General features: G+C 64.0%; 14 protein-coding genes. 12 read left to right on the top strand and 2 right to left on the bottom strand.

All coding sequences use genetic code 11. The features are described from left to right. Nucleotides 1-422: 422 nt before the first annotated feature. Nucleotides 423-1,514, bottom strand: a complete 1,092-nt coding sequence (locus tag BRW65_RS19540; protein WP_007172599.1) for a tyrosine-type recombinase/integrase — start codon at nt 1,512-1,514, stop codon at nt 423-425. An 838-nt stretch (nt 1,515-2,352) separates the two neighbouring features. Between BRW65_RS19540 and BRW65_RS32030 the strand changes: the two genes are divergently transcribed. From BRW65_RS32030 to BRW65_RS32685, 4 genes are all read left to right on the top strand, one after another. Then, nucleotides 2,353-2,895 carry a hypothetical protein gene (locus BRW65_RS32030; protein ID WP_174814220.1) on the top strand — a complete coding sequence of 181 codons (543 nt, stop codon included), beginning with the start codon at nt 2,353-2,355 and terminating at the stop codon, nt 2,893-2,895. Nucleotides 2,896-3,482: 587 nt separating this feature from the next. Continuing rightward, the gene (locus BRW65_RS19555; RefSeq protein ID WP_007172118.1) at nt 3,483-4,199 is read left to right on the top strand and encodes a ParA family protein; all 717 of its coding nucleotides are present in this window, start codon (nt 3,483-3,485) and stop codon (nt 4,197-4,199) included. Beyond that, nucleotides 4,199-5,089, top strand: coding sequence for a ParB/RepB/Spo0J family partition protein (locus tag BRW65_RS19560; protein WP_007172119.1), 891 nt, complete (start codon nt 4,199-4,201; stop codon nt 5,087-5,089). The genes BRW65_RS19555 and BRW65_RS19560 overlap by 1 nt, the downstream gene beginning before the upstream one ends. Nucleotides 5,090-5,475: 386 nt before the next feature. Continuing rightward, nucleotides 5,476-6,405 (top strand): C40 family peptidase, encoded by a 930-nt coding sequence (locus BRW65_RS32685; RefSeq protein ID WP_269467003.1) that lies wholly within the window; start codon nt 5,476-5,478, stop codon nt 6,403-6,405. Here the strand turns inward: BRW65_RS32685 and BRW65_RS19570 are convergent. Then, a complete protein-coding gene (locus BRW65_RS19570; RefSeq protein WP_007172122.1) occupies nt 6,353-7,024 on the bottom strand; it encodes a helix-turn-helix transcriptional regulator in 672 nt (223 codons plus the stop codon). The two genes, BRW65_RS32685 and BRW65_RS19570, sit on opposite strands and share 53 nt — an antisense overlap. A 333-nt stretch (nt 7,025-7,357) precedes the next feature. Between BRW65_RS19570 and BRW65_RS19575 the strand changes: the two genes are divergently transcribed. From BRW65_RS19575 to BRW65_RS19605, 8 genes are all read left to right on the top strand, one after another. Next, on the top strand, nt 7,358-7,768 hold the full coding sequence (locus BRW65_RS19575) for a WhiB family transcriptional regulator (RefSeq protein WP_072501167.1): 411 nt from the start codon (nt 7,358-7,360) through the stop codon (nt 7,766-7,768). Continuing rightward, entirely contained in the window at nt 7,761-8,084 is a 324-nt protein-coding gene (locus BRW65_RS19580; protein WP_007172124.1) for a hypothetical protein, read from the top strand. Before BRW65_RS19575 ends, BRW65_RS19580 begins: the two co-directional genes overlap by 8 nt. Before the next feature lie 53 nt (nt 8,085-8,137). Then, on the top strand, nt 8,138-8,584 hold the full coding sequence (locus tag BRW65_RS19585; RefSeq protein ID WP_007172125.1) for a transcription elongation factor NusA: 447 nt from the start codon (nt 8,138-8,140) through the stop codon (nt 8,582-8,584). A gap of 15 nt (nt 8,585-8,599) precedes the next feature. Beyond that, entirely contained in the window at nt 8,600-8,764 is a 165-nt protein-coding gene (locus tag BRW65_RS31800) for a hypothetical protein (protein WP_007172126.1), read from the top strand. Between the two features lie 188 nt (nt 8,765-8,952). Beyond that, complete coding sequence (locus tag BRW65_RS19590; RefSeq protein ID WP_033717261.1) at nt 8,953-9,561, top strand: hypothetical protein; 609 nt, start codon at nt 8,953-8,955, stop codon at nt 9,559-9,561. A gap of 236 nt (nt 9,562-9,797) precedes the next feature. Then, nucleotides 9,798-15,050: a hypothetical protein gene (locus BRW65_RS19595; protein WP_007172128.1), complete on the top strand. Its 5,253-nt coding sequence runs from the start codon at nt 9,798-9,800 to the stop codon at nt 15,048-15,050. A 170-nt stretch (nt 15,051-15,220) separates the two neighbouring features. Beyond that, nucleotides 15,221-15,577: a hypothetical protein gene (locus BRW65_RS31385; RefSeq protein ID WP_132160395.1), complete on the top strand. Its 357-nt coding sequence runs from the start codon at nt 15,221-15,223 to the stop codon at nt 15,575-15,577. Between the two features lie 57 nt (nt 15,578-15,634). After that, nucleotides 15,635-16,642: a DUF4226 domain-containing protein gene (locus tag BRW65_RS19605; protein ID WP_007172130.1), complete on the top strand. Its 1,008-nt coding sequence runs from the start codon at nt 15,635-15,637 to the stop codon at nt 16,640-16,642. Nucleotides 16,643-16,909 lie beyond the last annotated feature (267 nt).

A 16,909-nucleotide genomic window follows, 5' to 3' on the forward strand; every position in this document is an offset into this window, starting at 1 on the left:
CAGCAAATCCCGCGCCGACCACACGCCATCAACAGAACAGGAGGACACCCCGGCGGCACTGACCGCCTAAACCACCAAGTCGAAGAATCACACGACGACGTCGTACACCACGTCCCTGGACTTGACCGTCGCATAACCCCGGGGTCGGCTGTGTTCAGCGGGGGCGTGTGGCCTCCGCTCAATTGGGTTTGAGTCCTTTACACTTGATGAAGTGCGCTCCGATGCGGCCGGTTAAACAAACGGCTTCGGGACCAGCGTTGGGGATGACCTCCGGGTCTGCGCTCTAGTCGAATGGCCCCGGCCTCGCCAACCTGGCTTGAGGCCGGGGTCTAACGATTGGGTCTCCCTTCCCGTGCGATTGCCAGACAGCCTTGCCGCCACCTCGATCCCTGAGAAATGGGACGAAACAGGGCCAAACCGGATCAGCTGCGGCCCGCACGAAAAGTATCGTCGAGCGAGTCAAGCGCGGTTGCGATGTCGTCAAGCTCGTCGTCGAAGAGATCCGCGTAGGTGTGTGCGGTCACGGTGATTGATGCGTGGCCCATTGCCTTTTGCAGGAGTCGCAAGTCGGCGCCGGCCCGTCGTGACAGCGATGCGTAGGTATGCCGTAGGTCATGCACACGCAAGTTGTCCCGGCCGATCTCAGTCACAGACTTCCGCCAGTTGACCGCACGCTTCCAGTTCTCCAGGCTCAGCCGGGAACCCTTCGGCGACGCGATCGCCGGCGCGCCACAGGGTCGTGCGTCGAGCCGCGCCTTAAGTGCCGGCATCAAGCGCTCGGGGATTGGGACAGAACGTCGGCCGGCTTGCGATTTCGGGTTCCCTTCAACGAGTTTGCCGCCGACTTGGGTCATCGACCGGCGAACACGGATTCGACGAGCGCCCAGGTCGACATCCTCGACATTGAGGCCGGTGAGTTCACCGAATCGTAGGCCTGTGTAAGCCAGGAGCAAGACGACGTCACCTTGAGCGCCGCATGTTTGGGCAAGTGTTGCGACTTCGCCGACGGTTAGATAGACGTGTGTGGCTTGCCGCATCGGTGGGAATTTGGTGCGTGATGCGGGGTTCTTGCCGAGGAGCTGGTCTTCCTCGACGGCGCGGTCAAGGGTCATCTTGAGGACCGAGTGCGTCCACCTCACGGTCCGCGGTCCGAGACCCGACGCTGACATGGCATTCACCCATCGTTGGATCGACTCGTGGTCGATTCTTGCGATCGGCCACGAACCAAACTGTGGCTCGATACGCAGCCTCCAGTTGTCTTCGTATCCGCGGCGGACTTTCGCGCTCAGGTCGGGTCGGGAGGCTAGCCACGATCGATAGACGTTGCGGAGCAGGATTTTGCCGCCGCGTGGGTCCACCCTGACGCCCGCGGCGCTGTCGGTGACGAGCCTTGCTTCGAACTGGCGCGCCTCCCGCTCTGTTCGGAAGCTCTTCTTGCGCTTCGAACGATCCGGTAGGCGCCATTGGACGTCATAACGCACGCCGTCCTTCGTCTCGCGGCGCTTTATGGCCAAGATTCCTCCGGAATGACGTTGGGGGAATTGAGGATCAGTGCCTGCAGCCAGCAGTGAGCGTGTGCAAGCTTGATCGTTAGCTCAAAATTTGCGGTTGTGCTAAGTCGTGGGTGAGGGCGAATCGCTCTACACCCGAGTCGATTCCAGCCAATCTTTGACGTCATCCAGTAACCATCGACGGTGCCGATCGCTAAGCCTGAGGTGATGTGGACCAGGCGCATCAATCCCACGTTCCCGCCTGGCCGCCCAATCATGCAGCGTTGAGACCGGAACTCCGGTCATTGCTCGAACTTCATGAGCGGTGAGCATGACCGACGCATTTTCTATAGTCATCGTCTCCAACCCCGTCTCCCGCCGTTGGTACTGGCCGGCAGGTCATACCGAGATCATGAGGCATAGTTCTCGATTCCCGCTACCAGCAGTGCGACATTCGATCGGAAATGCACCGTCGAGTGCGGTCAGGGGGTCGAATCTGCGAGACCGGCTTTAGGAGAGCGGTCAAGCCCTTCTGGTTGAGGTCCAGAAGGGGTGTCTGAGCTGGTCATATAGCGCCATCGCACACCAAGCGAAACCACCGCGTGCCGACCAGTGCAGATAGCGGGTTTCAGGCTGCTGTGGTACGGGTCTCGTTGGCATAAGTGTGTCGTAGCGCGTGAACGAGCGCACCCGACCGTTTCCCGGATCGGACAGGTGGTTGTGGTGAGTGGTGCGGATCGGTGCGGATGTGTTGCATTGGTGGGCAGTTGATTTGGCGACAGTGGGTGCGGACAAATGGGGACACAGATGATGTTGGTCAGGTTGGTAGAGCGCGACGATGGGTGTGTCCTATGGTTCCCACGTGGTGAACATCAATTCGAAATCGGCGGCGCGCAAGCGTGTCCGGGAGGCGCAGCATAAGGCCAACGAGGCACGTCTGGAGCGTGAGCGTCAAAATGTCGATGACGCTGCGTCGTTTCTCGTCGAGATTGGGCGGCTGGTCGCCGTCGACGAGTGGGAGCGCAACCGTATCCTCGAGATACGCGCAGAGGGGGAGCGGCGCCGTCACGAACACCGCCAGGCTGGCGCGACAGCGGTGGCCCGGATGCAAGGCCGTGGTGAAAGCCTCACTGCGATCGCTGAACTGGCGGGAGTCAAAGTCGGTGAGGTGCGCGCGGTGTTGAAGTCTGCCGACGCGCAGGCAGCGCCACGCGCGGATGCACTAGGCGCGGAAGGCAGCGCGGCGCGGGGCGCAGGAGAGGGCGCGGTGCCGGAAGCCGGCGGTGGCGCAGCCACCGACGCCGCGGCGCAAGCACTAGGTTCGGTAGACGCCGCCGCGCGAGAGGTCGGCGGTGGCGTGCCCAACAACGTGGCGGCACAAGCACTAGGTGCTGGTGCGCCGTGAACCGTCGACCGACGGTGTCGGTGAGGTCGTCAAGCGTCGGTGCACGTGCGAACGACTATGGGGGCGCTTTGTGGGTGGACCCGGTTGTGCATGCCAGCGGATGCCGCCGGTTCGACTCCTACGTCGTGCGGGGCCCCGGCGCAATCAACGCCCCGATCCACGAGTGCCCGAGGAAGTGGTCACCCTCTCGGCGGCGGCTGCCGGCCAACGTCATGATGTGGCCGGATGCCATCGGGAGCGGCGAGTCGATGAGGCGCGCGCACAACTCACTGCCGCGGCGGAATCGCGTGACTTTTGGGGTGATGATCTGAGCCCGGCATGTCCAGTTTTCCGCGGAAAACTGGCCTGTCGCTCGTCAATCGACGCAAGTCATGGACTCGCTGATGTGATTGACGGACCGGGAAGGCGCGAAAGACGGCATGCGATCTCCGGTTGGATCTGGGCAGTTTTCCGCGGAAAACTGGCGAGATGTAATGCACAATTCAGCGTGTCTGAGGGGCGGTCGTTCGGTCAGCGACGTATTTCCTGGCGGCCGGTTCCCGGAGTGGGCCGCAGCCGCGGCCCAAGCGCACCAAGGTCTTCTCCCCATGACTAAAGTTGTCACTGTTTTGAACCAAAAAGGCGGTGTCGGCAAGAGCACCGCGACCGTCAATCTGGCCGCCGTACGAGCCCAAAAACTGACCGCATATCTCGAGCCCGACGCGTTCTCGCCGGTGGCTGCGGTCTCGATAGACCCGCAGGGGTCGGCAAAATGGTGGGCCAACCGGGTCGACGCACTCCCCTTCCATCTTGTCCAAGCGCACGACGATCCCCTCGAATGGCTGCAGCAGCTCAACAACCTGCCCGGTATTGTCGAGGTCTACGTCGATACCGCCGGCTGGTTCGACCTCGACGCGGACTCCTCTCGAGATGGTCTAGGTGACGGATACTCCGCCGATGCACTGCGGACCGTCCTCGACGTCACCGCCGAAGCGATCGTCCCGGTGCTGCCGGCGCCGATGTGCTTCGACCCAACCGCGCGCACGATCCGTAAGCTTCTCGAACCGCGCAACATCCCCTACCGGGTCTTCATCAATGATTGGGACCCGCGCGATGGCGAACACTGGTTAAAGCAAACGCAGAAGTTCATTCGCGGACAGGGATGGCCCTTAGCCGAGACGGTAGTGCGGCACTACAAGATTCACACGAATGCCTGCAGCGAGGGCGTCGTGGTCACCCAGTACAAGAAGAGTGGCTCGGCGGCCAACGCGGCGGCTGACTTCTACAAGCTCGCCGACGAACTGAACATGGTAGGAGTCCGGTAATGGGGCGCGGTGGTGTCAAGACATTCGATGATCTCGTCGATGCTGTTGGCGACAACTCATCTGTTGACGGAAACGCGAAGATTCCCGTCGTCGCCCCACGGTCGGGCCTGTCGCGGTCGGTGGCTCTACGAGACCTGGTCGGCAACCCACACAACCCGCGCGATTCGGTCGGTGACCTCGACGAGTTGGCCTCCATCGTTGACTTCCAACTACAGCCCGTAGTTGTTGTCACCCGAGGAGCATTTCAAAACATCTACCCCGAGACCACGATTTCGGCGCGGTGGGTAGTAATCATCGGCAACCGGCGGTTGGCCGCCGCGCACAAGTTCGGCCGACCCGAGCTCGACATCGTGATCAAAGACGAACTCGCCAATGATCGCGCAACGCTGCTCACGGCTGTAATCTCCGAGAACGTCGACCGCTCGGGATTCGACGTGATCGAGGAAGCCAAAGCTGTCGAGAGGCTAGTGGGGGAGTACGGCAGCGCTGACGCCGCGGCCGAACATCTTCGTAAGAGCAAGACGTGGGTGTCACATCGGCGCGCGCTACTCAAACTGGCACCCGATCTTCAGGAAGCCACCCGCAGGGGCGATCTGGCGATTCGCGAAGCGCGTTCACTTGCCCAGGTTCCGCTCGCACAGCAGGTGGCCCGGTGGAAGGCCGCTCGCGGCCGGCGCAGTGAAGGGGCCAACACCGCCAATGAAACCGAAGACGGCAATTCGGATTCGGCGGCACGAGACGAACCAACGGCGCCGCCGCTGCGCTCGGTGACGCGGGCGCTTCGAAAGTTCGACGCGGATCCACGCGCCCTGGCGATAGCGTTGCGCGATCAACTTGGCGATAAAGGAGCCAGGACACTGGTCGGCCAGCTCAGGAAGTTGCTCACATAGCATCGCGAGGGTCAGTTTTCCGTGGAAAGCTGACCCATCCATCGAGGTGGCGTGGCATACTGCACGCTCAGCCACACTCAATTATGTTGGGCGTCAAGCGGTTTCGGTGGCACCGTTCGATATCGCAGGTGGTGGTTGTCGGCGTCAACACCGGCGAGCCGAAAGCCAAACGCACCCCACGGCAACGCTCACAGCTGGGAGCGCTGGGAGGCGTGAGCGGCGAAGTTGGTGCTGGTGATAGCCGCGTGGGCGCGGTTTAGGTGATACTGCCGGGTATGTCGCTCGATGAGGTGGTGGCTGAGGCTGGCCGTGTATTGGGCGATGCGCGCAGGCTTTTCGGGGCGGCGCCGATGATTAACGGGGGTTGGTCATCAACGTCGGGACTGGTGACGGGTCGCCAGGTTGTGGCAGGCGCGGGACAGGCCGCCGCCGCAGGCTGGGGTGGTGCGGCGGCCACCGGGTACGGCGTTGCCAACACTGGGCAGCTATTTTCCCTGGATCACACCATCGCCGCCGACGCGGGGACCGGCCCGCCGCTGACCGGCGTGGGAGAGGCTGCTGCCGCGGGTGGCGGGGGCATGGATGGGGTGATCACCGATACCCGTTCGGGGGTGGCCGCGATCGCTCCTGCCACCGGAACCCCGGCAGGCAAGCGGGAATTGGTGACGCATTTGCAAAGCCAGCTGGATCGGGCCAAGGCCCTGTTGCGCATCTGTGAGCGGCGCAATATGGAGCTGGCGGCGTTGATCGGGCGAGGTGCCGGCGGCTACGGCGCAGGGATGGGCGCGATGCCGATGGGCGCCGGCGCCATGACCGGTGGCATGCCGATGGGCGGCCTGGGCGCCGCCGGCGGGGGAGTGGGCAGCCCACTTTCTATCCCCGGCCTCGACACCGCCCTGTCCGGGCTTACCCGAAACCACCACCACACCAACCCCGAACTCGCCGGTGACCACGACGCCGCGATCGCTGGGGGAGGGCCATTAGCGCGCATCGCGGTCAAAGCCGCACTAACCCGCTTGGGGTGCCCCTATGTCTGGGGGGCCAAGGGGCCCAACCAATTTGACTGCTCCGGCCTGGTTCACTGGTCCTACGCTCAGGCCGGCATCACCTTGGGTCCCGACACATACACCCAGATTCACCAGGGCGCCAAGGTAGCTCATGGAAACGTCGAAGCCGGAGACCTGATCTTTCCCGAAGCAGGGCACGTCATGCTCGCCATCAGCCCAACGCAGTGCGTAGAAGCCCAGCAATCCGGTGTGCCGGTCAGGATTTCGCCGATGCCAGCCTCGTACGTGGCGCGCCGGCCGATGGCGTAGCAGTTTCGGTCGAGGCCTGCGCGTCCCCGGCGGCGTCGCGGATGACGTCGCGATACTCGTGCAGCTCGGTCAGCGCCGACATGGTCTCGCTAAACGACTTTCCGCGCACGTGCGGCAGACTCGCGACAATGAGCGACTCTAACTGCAACAGTTGATCGTCGAGGTCGCGCAGCGTTGCCTTCGCCTGTGCACTGTTGCTGTGGCGCACCAGAATCTGTGCGCATATCGCAGATATCGCCGCTATCGCCTTAGCGATTCCCAAGGCCTGCAACGTGGTGCGCGGATCGGTCGACACCGACTCGAACGAGGGCTGCGCCGTGAGCGCCGCTGCCGGGCGCGGTTGGGTCTGCGGGATGGGCTCACCGCGGCGTAGCGCATCGAGGGTGCCGCGCGGCCACTGCAGGGCATCTTCGAACTTCACGCGGTTGATCCGATGAGGAAATGACTTGCCGCGCTCAAGCAACGCGGCCGTGTTCAGCGACACATTCGCCGCGTCAGCTAGCTCTCGCTGCGTTTCCAGCCCAACTTCGACTCGGCGGTCGGCAACGGCCTTGCCGACCCGCTCTAGCGGGCTCTCGCCAGGTGGAGTCGCCTTGGTGCTCACCGTGTCCTTCGCCATCGTCGCCGCCGTCGTCGACCGACGACCTCTCGGATACTTGCAAGTTAACTATAGAAGTTGACCACGTTCAGCCACGGTCGGACACGGGATCCCAACAGATGTGCCACGCGAGAGATGCACAGAAATAGCCTGTTTAAGGCAGAAAAGCATGGTTTCGCGCAGCAGATGCGCAGGGGTGCCAATACGCTGTACGCCCTTGAACTGTGTCGACTTACTCTGCCGAAACCTTCATCTGCACTGATGTTGCCTATCAGCGCATGAGCAGCTATAAACGTAGTCAGTACACAACATACACAATATGATGCACAGGTATAATTAGGAATGGAGAGCGCCGTGACCACCATCCGACCCTTGCGAGCCGACACCGGCCTGTGCGAGTACGAAGACCCCGACACCTGGTTCAGGGGATATAGCGGGGAGCGAGAGTCGGCAGCGATCTGCACCAACTGCCCCATCATCGTCGCCTGCGCCCAGAACGCCCTCAGATTTGGCGCTACCGATGGGGTGTGGGCGAGCGTGGCCATGCCCGGCGCCCGTGACGTCGCCGCCCTCAAGGCCGCTCGAGCGCAATTACGCGAGGTCATCGCCCGCTACCGAAACCAACCCCCAGCGCTACGGCTGCGGTCCCTGCAAATCCGTCAGGCCGTGCACTTCGCGGCCACCCAGCGCGACCTGCGCCGCCGACAAGCGGCTAAACCCGCGTCCAGGGCAAGTGCGACGCTAAGGGAGAAGGCCAGTGCCTAGCAGCAGCGCAGCCACCCGCGTCCTGCGCGACGACCTGCTCGCCCAACTCCGCATCGCGCAACGGCCCCTCACGACGGCACAGTTGCGCCTGCACGCGCCTGACGTGCCGGTCGCGGGGGTCGCGATATCCTGCGCCCCGATCCACGAGCAGATCTACCGGGTGCTGTGCGGCCTTGAGCGTCAAGGCCTGCTGACCCGCGGTGGCCGTGAAGGCCGCGAGGTCACCTGGACGGCGGCCGCCAACCCCGCCGACCGCGAAATCGCCGCCCTGGAAGCCGCTTTCAGCGCCTCGGACGGCCAGCCGGCGCCACGTTGAAAGGGCGCCATCCGATGATCACATGTCCCGTTCGAGCGGCGCTGACAGCTCGGGTGCCCGAACTGGCCAACGGCTCCGTCGAAATCATTGCGGTCGCACGCGAGCCCGGACTGTTGGCTAAAGTCGCGGTCCGATCACGTGTTCGCGGGATCAACGCGGTCGCCGTCTGTATCGGGTGGGGCGGCCTGCGTATCGCCGACGTCGAAAAGCGCCTCTGCGGCGAACATGTCAGCATCATCGCCTACGACAGCGACACTGCCAGGTACGTGATCAACGCACTGGGAATCAAGTCTGCGATCGCCGAAGTCATCAACCCTGAACAGCGCCGCATCCGCGTTTACGTCAACCCCGATGACTATGCGCGCGCACTAGGCAAGGTTGGTCACAACTTGCGCCTTGTCCGGCAGCTGACCTCCTGCAGCATTCACATCCGCACCGCCACTGGCGCAAATCGTGCCCCCATGGTTGCACCACCAGGCAGTTGCCCCCGATCCCAGTAACCGAAAGGCAACCCAATGAGCGCAAACACCCTGTATGACATCGAGCTGCGCGACTGGGACCGAGTCGAAATCCTATCTGCCACATCGCAAAGCGGCGCCTACGCGGCGCGTACCGAGGTCTCGTGGTCCAACCGGAAGATCTTCACCCCGACATTATTCGACTGCGGCACAACGACATGACCTCCCCCGATGCACGCTCGGCTGCGGCACGAAGACGGGTCGCTGAGCGTCGGCTGCGCCAGTTTATGGCTAACCACGGTTACCCCGACCCCGACTCGAGCCGATCGGAGCGCACAATATGGCACGGAGGACGCGGCCAGATCCACACCAGCCGGGTCTGTTCGACATCTTCGGCGGGGACGGTGGTGGTGACGAGCCCAGAGATACGCCAGATCGTGGCGGAGGCCTACGCGGGCCCGCTCGAGCTGCCCCCGCAGTGGAGCCCAGCCCAACGCGAGACATTCCTGGACAGCCAGGCGGCCAGGATCAGCTACCAGGTCGCCGAGCTGGCGGCCGAGATGGGCGCCCAGGCGGTAGGGGCGTGGACCCGCAGCCGCGGCGAGCATCCGGATTACCTGACCAAGGCAGGGATGCTGAACACCGCACGCAGCCAGGCGATGGAGATCGTGCTCAACAACGAGCTCTACGAGCAGATCCCGACCGAGGACGGCCAGCCCAGCAACCTGTGGGGGGAGCACAACGACCCAGCGCCCGATCGCAGTCAGGTGCCCTGGGATCAACGCTGGACCCGGCCCCAGTATCGCAGCGACCCCAGCCAGAACATCGAGGCGCTGATCGCGGATCTGTGGCCGGACCCGAATTACTCGGCGGTGTTTCGGATCAAGGCCGGATACCTGCTAGCCGCCCGGGCCGAGGATGGCCTGCCCCTACCGAGCGGCCCGGACGATCCGCTCACGAGCACGCTGGCTCAGATGGTCTACACCGATCTGCGCGACGACGGCATACCCGAGCGGTAAACGCCCAGCCCTCACTGTTCGATGAGGCCGATCAGCCCACCGATCCGCGCTCGATTGACCCCGGCGGCGCCCCGCTGCCGCGGCCGAACCCGCGCACACCAGCCCACCAGCCAATCGACCCGCCGGCGGGCACCGTACAAAGCCCGGCTGTATCAGACGAACCGACTCCGGCCGCCGAGCAGCGGATAGAAGAATTCACCAGCCCCACCGATTTTCCGGCAAGCCTCGACACCCTGGTGCCATCGGGGTCCAAAGCACGCATCCGCGCCAACATTGCCGCCGTCCAGCTGCTGCGCGCCCTGCAAGACGCGCAGCGGCCGGCCACCCCAGCCGAACAACGTGTCCTGGCCACCTGGTCAGGCTGGGGTGCGGTACCCCAGGTGTTCGACCCCCGCGCCAGCGACCTCACCGCCGAACGGGACACCCTGGCCGAGTTGCTCGATCGCGACCAATACCGCCAGGCAGAGGCCTCCATCCTCAACGCCCACTACACCGATCCCGCCATCGCCGCCGTGGTGTGGGAAGCACTAGGTCGGGCCGGGTTTAGCGGTGGCAAGGTCCTCGAACCAGGTTGCGGAGCAGGAACATTCATCGCTCACGCCCCCGATGAGGCAGTCATGGTTGGTGTGGAAAGTGACGCCACCACCGCAGCCATCGCCGCCCTGCTCTACCCATCGGCCCAGATCCGCCACGAAGGTTTCGAATCCACTCACGTCCCCGAAAACAGCTTCGCCGCCGCCGTCGGCAACGTCCCCTTCGGCCGCTACGCGGTCACCGACCCCGCCCACAACCCCGCCCGTCACTCCATCCATAACCACTTCATCGTCAAATCCCTCGCGCTGATTGCCCCCGGTGGATACGTGGCTGTGCTGACCAGCCGCTACACCCTGGATGCGGCGAAATCGGTCGCCCGGCGTGACATTTCGGCCAAAGCCGACCTCATCGGCGCGATCCGGCTCCCGTCGAAGGCGTTTACGCGGGTGGCCGGCACCGAGGTCGTCACCGACCTGCTCATCCTGCGCCGCCGCGATCCCCGAACCCCCTCCCCAGACGAACTGCCCGCCTGGATCAACACCGAAGCCATCGAACTCACCGACCCCGACACCGGCGCCGGCGAAACCCTGCACATCAACTCCCATTTCGTCGCCAACCCCCACAACGTGCTCGGCCAGATGCACCTGGGCCGCGGACTCAACGGCTCCCACCAACTCGTCGTGCGCGGCACCAGCGGCACCAGCGGCACCAGCGGCACCGAGCTCGCCGAGCAGCTGCACGACCGGCTACACCTGCTCATCGACTCGGCCATGAAGCACGGGCTCGGATTAACCGCCACGCCGGCTGAACTCACCGAGGTCTCCGCAGACGTCTTCGACCCCGGCCTGATCACCGCGGCCGACCGCGGTGAGGACACCCCGCTCTACACATTGCGCTACAGCGAGGCCAACCGCGGCATCGAATACTGGGCCGGACACCAATGGGAACCCCACAAAACCCCGAAAACGCTGCTAGCAGAAACCCGCGAACTCATCGGCCTGCGCGACGTCGCCGTCAGCCTCATCGCCTCCCAACGCGACGGCCAGCCCGCCGCCGAGCGCGACCAGCTCCGCGGACACCTCAACACCCTCTACGACAACTACGTGCGCCAGCATGGCCCCCTCAACCGGTTCACCTGGGTCTATCCCACCGTCACCCAAGAACGCCACGATCAGCGCTTGGCCGCCGCCGAAACCGCCTGGCGCACCGCCGAAGGCACCCCCGAGCGCCCCTACACCGGGCCCGTGCCCGACGACGTCGCCGCGCAATGGGACACCGAGGCCTCCGAAGCGCCCGCGCCCTACAAGAAGCGGCGTCACCTCGACGGCGGAATGCGCCACGACCCCGGATGGGCACTGGTCGCCTCATTGGAAATCTTCGACGAAGACACCGGCTCCGCCCAGAAATCGCCCATCTTTTCCACCGACCTGCTCACCCCGCCGCTGGAGCGCGCCACCGCCGACACCCCCGAAGAAGCGTTGGCGGTGTGCCTGGACCGCACCCAGCGCGTCGACGTCGACCTAATCGCCAACCTGCTAGAAGTCGAAGTCGACGACGCCCGTGACCTGATCGCTGGACTGGTCTATCCCAGCCTCGACGACCCCGACGAACTCGTCCCCGCCGTGAGTGCCCTGTCCGGCAACGTGCGCACCAAACTCGCCCGCGCGCTCGATGCGGCCGAAACCAACCCGATCTACAACGACTACGCCGCCGCCCTGCAACAGGTGCTGCCGCCCCAGCGTGAAGCCCAAGACATCAAAATGCGCCCCGGGGCACCGTGGATCCCGGCCCAAGTCGTCGCCGCCTTCGCCGAGAAAACATTCGACGCCACCGGTGTGGTCGCCGAACACATCGGCGGGCGCTGGGTCGTCGACGTTGCCTCCTACAAACGCCACGGCCGGCTGATGACCGACGAATGGGGAACCGACCGACGCGGCTGCGACGCGGTCAGCCTGCTCGAGGCCGCCTGCAACTCCAAAGCCGTCCTCGTCAACAACGACGACGGTGTCCTCGACCTGCAGGCCACCTTCGCCGCCCAAGCCAAAATGGCCAAAATCAGCGAGGAATTCACCCGCTGGCTGTGGTCTGACGAGACCCGCCGCGACACCCTGGTCGCCGAATACAACCGGCGCTTCAACTCGCGGCGCGCGCCTGCCTACGACGGCTCACACATGCGTTTTCCTGGCATGTCGGATCACTTCACGCCGCACTTCTACCAGCGCAACGCCGCCGCGCGCATCATCTCCGAGCCCGCCGTTCTCTTGGATCATGTTGTCGGAGCGGGCAAGACGGGAAGCATGGTCGCTGGAGCGCTGGAACTGCGGCGCCTGGGGTTGGTACGCCAACCCTGGCTCGTGGTACCCAATGCGATCACCGAACAAGTTGGCCGCGAAGCCCAACAGTGGTATCCGGCCGCCAAGATTCTGCTCGGCTCAGCGGCCACCACCGCTGATGGACGGCGCCGCTTCATCGCCCAAACCGCCTCAAGTGATTGGGATCTCGTTGTCATCCCGCAGTCGGCGTTCACCGCGATCAACGTCTCCACGGATATGCGCGTCGACTACATCGAAAACCAGCTCGATACATTGCGCGAACAACTCCAATCCGCCGAAGCCGACCGCAGCAAAAAGCGCATCGAACTCGCCATCAAAAGCGCCAAGGCGCGGCTAGAAAAACTTGTAGCCGCCAACACCAAAGACACTGGGTTGCGGTTTGAGGAATCCGGTTGTGACTATCTGATGATCGACGAGGCCGACACGTACAAGAACTTGGGCCGCACCTGCAACATTGAAGAATTATCGTGCCCCAACGCATCGCAACGTGCCGAGGACCTCGCCCTCAAACTCACCGTGTTGCGCCAGCGGCGCCGCGACGAGGCGCTGGCCAAAGGCATTCCCGCGCACCGGGTTGTCGAACGGGTCGCGACCTTCGCCACCGGCACACCGATCAGCAACTCATTAGGCGAGCTATGGGTCATGCAAACCTACTTGCGGCCAGACCTTTTAGAGCACGCCGGGGTCGCTGACCTGGGGGACTGGGGTGCGGCGTTTACCGCGACCACCACCACCATCGAGGTCAACACCACGGGCACTAAGCTGCGGCCCGTCACGCGAGTAGGGAAGTTCACCAACCTGCCCGCCCTGCTGGCGCTGTCCTCGGTCTACACCGACGTCGTCACCCGCGACCAAGTCCCCGTCGAGCTGCCGCCGCTTCGCACCGGGCAACGCCAAATCATCAGCTTGCACCCCGACATCGAAGTCGTCGACTTCATTACCGACTTGGGCTACCGCCTCGATCATCTCGACTCACGCAATCCCCGACGCGACAACCCACTCAAAATCAGCAACGACGGGCGCAACGTGTCGTTGGATCCACGGTTGGCCCACCTGCCCAAACCCCGACACAGCCGCGCCTGCGCAGTCGCCGACGCAGCCATGCGTGTCCATTACCGCCACGCGCATCGCGCCTATACCCATCCCGACACCGGCGCGCCGGCCGGCACCGGGGCACTGCAGATCATGTTCTGCGACCGCGGCACCCCATCCAAAGACCCCGCCCAGTTCACCATCTATCAGGCGATCAAAGACGAACTCGTGGCGCGCGGCATGCCCGCAGCCGCGATCCGCTTCGTCCACGAGGCAAAAAATCTTCAAGAGATCAAAACGCTGTTCGCCCAGTGCATTAGGGGAGACGTCTCAGTGCTGATCGGTAGCACCGAGAAAATCGGCGCCGGGGTCAACGTGCAAGCCCGAGCCGCCGCCCTGCATCACGTCGACGTGCCATGGCGCCCGCGCGACCTTGAACAACGCGAAGGCCGCATTCAGCGCCAAGGCAACCAAAACCTCGACGGCATCGACATCTTCATCTACGTCACCGAAGGCTCCTACGACACCGTCATGTGGCAAAAAGTCCAAGCCAAAACGCTGTTCATCGAACAGATGCGCCGCAACGAGGTCCTCGATATCGAGATCGACGACCTTTCCGGCGGTGACATCGGGACCGCCGCCGCAGAAACCAAGGCCATCGCCACCGGCGACCCGCGCTACATACACCAAGTTGAACTCGACGACACCGTCAAACGCCTCACCGCCCTGCAGCGCGCACACAGTCAATCGGTGCGCAACCGCGACTGGCAAGTCAGTGTGCTCGAGCGCGCGATTCCCAACAAACAACGCGCCATCGACGAGCTCACTCCATTCGCCAGGGCAGCCGCCGCGCATGCCTCCGCCGGCGGGCCACCACGGCTGACCGTCGCAGACACCACCTACACCGAGCGCGTCCCCGCCTCCCACGCACTGGCTGCGGCCTGCCGGCGCGCCTACACCGCCGGCAAAGACCGCGGCGCCAGCCGCTTCGAACCCATCGGCGCCACCATCTACGGCATCGACATCCTGGCCGCCCGCGACCTCACCCACGACCAACTGCTACTACGACTAGCCGTGCCGTCGCGCACCGCAGAAATCTCCGGCCTTGAACTGTTATCCACCGGCGCAGGTCCAGGCTCCGACGTCAACGGCCCCAAACAACTCGGACTGCTGCGCCGCGTGGAAAACCTCTACACCGGCCTACCCGAACACCACGCACGACTGCAGCACGAACGCGACCGCGACCAGGCCGCCCTCGACGACTTTGTAACCAACCCCCCAGCACCGTTCGAACACGCCGACGAACTGGCCACAAAAGACGCAGAACTTAAAGCCCTCACCCTCGAGCTGCGCATGGCCGCCCAAAGCCCCGAAGCCAAAGCCAAAGCCGCCGCGGCCGAACAACGCATGGCCGCCCGCGGCCGCAAACCCGGATGGAGCCTGCTCCTGAACCCCACACCGGCCCTGGTCGAAGAACTCGGCTACCCCAGCGCCGATGCCCTACGCAAAATTGTCCGCGCCCGAGAACGCCTCGCCCTCGAACAACACGACCACCAGCAAGGCCTCGCCGGTCCCGAGCACGACTTCTGAATATCCAAACCGGAAGTTAGACACTACATTCGAACGGTCCCTTGTGTGGCGCTGAAGTTCCCCGTGCCCTTTCATCGCGGCATATTCGAGCCGTCGCCACCGCATGCCGACACATGGCGAAACCTCGCAGCCTTTGTCGCGCGGCACAGCCCCGCGGTTTACTGTGCGGCATGCCCGAATCCGGACCTTCGGCTCAAGCCCAACAAGACATCCGCGCCGCGCAAGCCTTGCCCGACAATCTCGCCCGCCGCGAGCACGTCCATGCCGTCCAGCAACGCGCGCGGGCCCTCCTTCTGGATGCCACGAGCACGCCCGAACAAAAGTCCGCCGTCCGGCTCGATATCAGACAAGCGCGCGCACTCACTAGCGACCTGTGCACGCCGCGCACCCCAGCACCCCTGACCTGGATCGCAGCCCCAGCATTGAATAAAGCTGCGACGCCGCTCGTACGCCAGCACGTGCATGCCGGAGACCGAATGAACGAGCAGTTGGCCGATCCGGTCGCCGACGCCCCGCACACCACATGAGCACGAAGTCGGAGACGGCGATAGAAGCCGCACTGGATCTGGGTAATACTGGCCAGTATGTCGTCACTCGATGGACTGGTGGCCGAGACAGGTCGCGTGCTCAGTGATGCTCGCCGGCTTTTCGGCGCGGCGCCCCTCGAAGCGTCGTTGCCTTCGGCGCAGCAGTTGATGGCGGGCCGAGCAGCTGTAGCGCCAGTGGGGCAGGCCGCAGCTGCCAATTGGCAAGGCGAGGCAGCGACGACCTACGCTGCGACCAACGCCGATCAGGTCCATGCGTTAGACCGCACGGTAGCCGCCGATGGCCAAGTCAATCCGGCGCTGACCCATGCCGGACAGGCCGCCGCGGCGGGAGCACGAAGCATGGACAACCTGATCGCTCAGACCCGCGCGGGGGTTAGCGCACTGGCCCCCAGCACACGTAGCGCCGCAGGGCAGCAGCAACTCGCCAGCTTTTTGCAGGGTCAGCTCAACCAGGCGAAGGGATTGCTGCAAAACTTCCAGCAGCGCAACGCTGAAATAGCCGGCACCATCCAAAGCGCTGACTACGGGCGCCTTTCCGGTAGCCACGGCAAGGAGTCACCACCTGCTGCGCCGCTGGATTCGCGCACGTGGAAGCCGGGTGATAAGCGGCATATGCCCTATGACGCCGGCCCGGGTGGGATGGGCCCGCCCAACTTTCCTGATTCGCCGCCGTGGGTTGATATATGGGACCGGTCAGGAGCAGACGACCCCGACAAAGTTCCGCACTACTTTGTCAGATCCGATGAAATCCCCGGCTACAAGGTGTATCCGCCCGGAGCCCTAGGGCCACCAACGGTCGTCGACGAACGCGGCAATCCAGACCCATATGTCCAGTTGGGCCCAAACACAGGCGTGTGGGTACCGCAGTCGGCCTTTCCGGGAGCGAAAATCTATCCGCCTGGCTCTAACCCACTGCCACCCTACGGATACGACGAATGGTTACCAGGGTCCGGGATTTATATGTGGCACAGCGATTTAACCCCCGAACCGTACAACCCTTCCGGTCCTCTGGGGCCACCAACCTATCCGCAGGAAGGCCACTAACTACTAACTAGAAGCCACACCCGGGGGACGGCCTGCCAACAACGGGCGGCGTACAGCCCCCATGGCCCGTCGCGATGCAGATCTACCCCAAGGCCGGCGATCAACCTTCGCGCGTCAAAGTTCTGGCGGGAATTTTGACCGTGACCGTCGCCTAGGCCGATAAGTTGCCCTAGCGTTGGTGGAAAGTGCAGCGCTCGAAGGGATTTAACATTGGAACCAAAGGGGTGCAGCGCCCGGATCGCTGATAGAGGTGTCAGGTTGGCCTCG

The organism is Mycobacterium paraffinicum, from assembly GCF_001907675.1.
In the GTDB taxonomy this organism is placed as follows: domain Bacteria; phylum Actinomycetota; class Actinomycetes; order Mycobacteriales; family Mycobacteriaceae; genus Mycobacterium; species Mycobacterium paraffinicum_A.